The organism is Xanthomonas sp. SHU 308, from assembly GCF_000364645.1.
GTDB classification, from domain to species: domain Bacteria; phylum Pseudomonadota; class Gammaproteobacteria; order Xanthomonadales; family Xanthomonadaceae; genus Xanthomonas_A; species Xanthomonas_A sontii.
This window is the reverse complement of the sequence record NZ_AQOK01000852.1, coordinates 1-3,194: the sequence shown is the minus strand read 5'-3', so window position 1 is coordinate 3,194 and position 3,194 is coordinate 1. Positions and strand designations below refer to the sequence as shown.

Annotated in this window: 4 protein-coding genes; all 4 read right to left on the bottom strand. The window is 71.8% G+C overall.

All coding sequences use genetic code 11. From position 1 onward, the window contains the following. Positions 1–352: NAD(P)(+) transhydrogenase (Re/Si-specific) subunit beta (locus D588_RS0122235; RefSeq protein WP_026143999.1), on the bottom strand; the 352-nt coding region annotated here is incomplete at its 3' end. A 4-nt stretch (positions 353–356) separates the two neighbouring features. Then, entirely contained in the window at positions 357–671 is a 315-nt protein-coding gene (locus D588_RS0122230; protein WP_017909700.1) for an NAD(P) transhydrogenase subunit alpha, read from the bottom strand. Between the two features lie 3 nt (positions 672–674). Beyond that, positions 675–1,814 (bottom strand): NAD(P) transhydrogenase subunit alpha, encoded by a 1,140-nt coding sequence (locus tag D588_RS0122225; RefSeq protein WP_026143998.1) that lies wholly within the window; start codon positions 1,812–1,814, stop codon positions 675–677. A gap of 274 nt (positions 1,815–2,088) precedes the next feature. Beyond that, on the bottom strand, positions 2,089–3,194 hold a 1,106-nt coding region (locus tag D588_RS0122220), incomplete at its 5' end, for a glycosyl hydrolase family 28 protein (RefSeq protein WP_017917564.1).

The following is a 3,194-nucleotide window of genomic DNA, read 5'->3' as shown; positions in this document are numbered from 1 at the left end:
CGGTCAGCGCGACCGCGGCCACCGCCGCGGCGGCGCCGCCGCCCATGCCGTTGTACAGCGCCACCATCTGCGGCATCGCGGTCACCGCGACACGGCGGCCGCTGCGCCAGGCCCAGGCACCGCCCAGCAGCAACGCCAGCAGCGCCAGTGCGAGGTTGGTCAGCGCGTGCGGACGCGCCGCGGGCTGCAGGTCGGCGAGATAGCCGAAGGCGGCGGCCACCGCCACCAGCATGCCGATCCCGGCCAGGACGATGCCGCGCAGCGCGGTCACCGGCGAGGACATGCGCTTGAGGCCGAGGATGAACAGCAACGCGGCGGCGAACCCGCTCAGTTCCACCAGGAGCGAGAGCATGGCGCTACTCCTTCGCGGCTGGCGCGGCGCTGGGCTTGAACATCGCCAGCATGCGGTCGGTGACCACGTAGCCGCCGGCGGCATTGCCGGCGCCCAGCAGCACGCCGACGAAACCGATCGCCTGGCCGGCGACGGTGTCGGCATTGAACAGCGCGTGCATCGCGCCGACCACGACGATGCCGTGGACGAAGTTGGACCCGGACATCAGCGGCGTGTGCAGGATCGACGGCACCTTGCCGATCACTTCGTAGCCGGTGAACGCGGCCAGCATGAACACGTACAACGCGATCAGCCAGCTCATCGACAGATCGAGGGACATGACTCAGGACTCCTTGGTGGGAACGGGCGCGGCAGCCGGCACCGGTGGGTGGCAGAGGCGGCCGTCATGGGTGAGCGCGGTGCCGGCGACCACCGCATCGTCGAAGTCCGGCGCCAGTGCGCCGTCGCGCACCAGCAGGTCGAGCAGCCCCAGCAGGTTCTTGGCGTACAGCTCGCTGGCGTGCTGGGCCAACGCCGAAGGCACGTTGCGCGGGGCGACGAGGGTGACCGGTCCGACCTCCACGGTCTGCCCCGGCACGCAGCCTTCGCAGTTGCCGCCGCTGTCGGCGGCGAGATCCACGATCACCGCGCCGGGCTTCATGCCGGCGATCTGCTCGCGGTCGATCAGGATCGGCGCGGTGCGCCCGGGCACGTTGGCGGTGGTGATGATCAGATCGGCCTGCTGGATGTGCTGGGTCAGCACCGCCGCGGCCTTGGCCCGCTCCTCGGCGCTGAGTTCGCGCGCATAGCCGCCCTCGCCGCGTGCGTCGATGCCGGTGTCGACGAAGCGCGCGCCGACCGACTGCGCCTGCTCGCGGGTTTCCGGACGCACGTCGTAGCCTTCGGTGATCGCGCCAAGCCGGTGCGCGGTGGCCAGTGCCTGCAGGCCGGCCACGCCCAGGCCCATCACCAGCACGCGCGCGGCGCGCAGCGAACCGACCGCGGTGGTCATCATCGGCAGGATGCGCGGCAGGTGCACGGCGCCGAGCAGCGGCGCGTAGTAGCCGGCCAGCGCGGCCTGGCTGGACAGCACATCCAGCGCCTGCGCGCGGCTGATGCGCGGCACCGTCTCCATCGCGAAGGCGGTGATGCGGCGTTCGCACAGCAGCTCCAGCAGGCCCGGCACCTTGGCCGGGTACAGCATCGCGATCAGCATGCTGCCCGGGCGCAGCGCCGCCACCGTGCGCAGCGATGGCGCCTGCACCGCCAGCAGCAGGTCCGCGCCGGCCACCACCTCTTGCGCATCGTCGAGCACGGTGGCGCCGGCATAGGCCGTATCCGGCAGTCGCGAACCGCTGCCGGCACCGGCCTGCAGGCGCAGTTGTGCGCCCAACTTGGCCAGCTTCGGCAGCACCGCGGGCACCATCGCCACGCGGCGCTCCTCGGCCTGTTCTTCCCTCAGGACTGCAACAGTGAACGCCATGATCGCGGCTCGCTTGGAGGACGCGTGCACTATGCGCGCCGGCCGACGCGCGGGCATTGATCCGGATCAAGCGCGCTGCCGCATCACGCGCAAAAGAACGCGCGCGATGTCCGCAGCTAGGCGGCGGAACGCTGTGGTGTGACAGGGCCATGGCATCACGTGCGGACGATTGCAGTGCGTGGCGGCGCACCCCATCAAAGCAGCAAGACGCGGGCACCGACCGCTCGCGCCACGCGGGCGCGCGCCGAGTGGCCGCCGGCGTTGCGCGCGCGGGCTACAGGGCCGGGAACACCGGCGCGCTGCTGCAGGCTGGAATCGACCCGGCGAGCGTGGTCGCATAGGTCGAGGCCGCGCTGCTGTCCTCGCTCAAGCGCAGGTCGGATTGGTCCACGCCGATGCGCGCATTGCTGGCATGCAGCGTGGCGACATCGGCGGCCACGTGCGCCAGCACCAGCTCGAGCGGCGTCGCGGCGCTGTAGCCCTGCACCGTACTGCCCTTGCCGGCGGGCGTGTCCTGCGCGCGCAGTCCGTCGACCACGATCCCGGCGAAGGTCGGCACGCTGCCGCTGCGGCTGCCGCCGTGGTCGTGGCCGTACAGCGGCGTGATCACCAGGGGCTTGGCCACATCGAACAGGCAGGTGTTGCGGTAGAGCACGTCGCGCACCGGTCCGCCCTTGACCAGGCCGGTCTTGATGCGCAGGCCGTTGTTGTCGGTGGCGACGATGCCGTCGGCGTCGTGGCCGACCAGGCGATTGCCGTCCACCAGCACGTTGCCGACGCCGTACATCACCTCGCTGCCGATGGAGATGCCGTGGGTGCCGTAGAAGCGCGAGTCGCGCACGGTGATGTCGGCCGAGCGCGCGGCGCTGGTCTTGATCGCGATGCCGTCGTCGCCGGCCATCACGTCGTTGTCGGCCAGGGTCGCATTGCGCACGCTGTCCAGATCGAGGCCGTCGGTGTTGGGGCTGTTGGCCGGCGCCCGGACCCGCACGCCCCACACGGTGACGCCGTCGCCGCCGTGCACGAAAACGTGGAAGTACGGCGCATTGATCAGGTTGACGTGGTAGAGCTGCAGATCGGCGACGTCCTGCGCGCGGATCAGGTCGGGCGCGTTCTGGGTCTGGCCGGCGGCCTTGGCGCTGCGCGCGAACTGCCACCAGCTGTCGCTGCCGCCGAGCATCGGCAGGTCGCCGCGGCCGTCGATAGTGCCCTGGCGGCCGGCGCCGTCGCGCACGCCCATCACCCCCAGGCTGCGCCCCTGCAGGGCGATCAGCGCCCGGCAGCCGCCGCTGCGGGCCGCGGCCTGGCCGCAGGCGTTGCGGCCGGGCACCTGGTAGTCGGCGGGCCGACGCGAGGCGAACAGGGTCACGCCGCTGTCGA

Bases quoted from the DNA above. Each gene is read 5' to 3' on its own strand.
- D588_RS0122230 (WP_017909700.1), bottom strand. From the start codon at position 671: ATGTCCCTCGATCTGTCGATGAGCTGGCTGATCGCGTTGTACGTGTTC.
- D588_RS0122225 (WP_026143998.1), bottom strand. From the start codon at position 1,814: ATGGCGTTCACTGTTGCAGTCCTGAGGGAAGAACAGGCCGAGGAGCGC.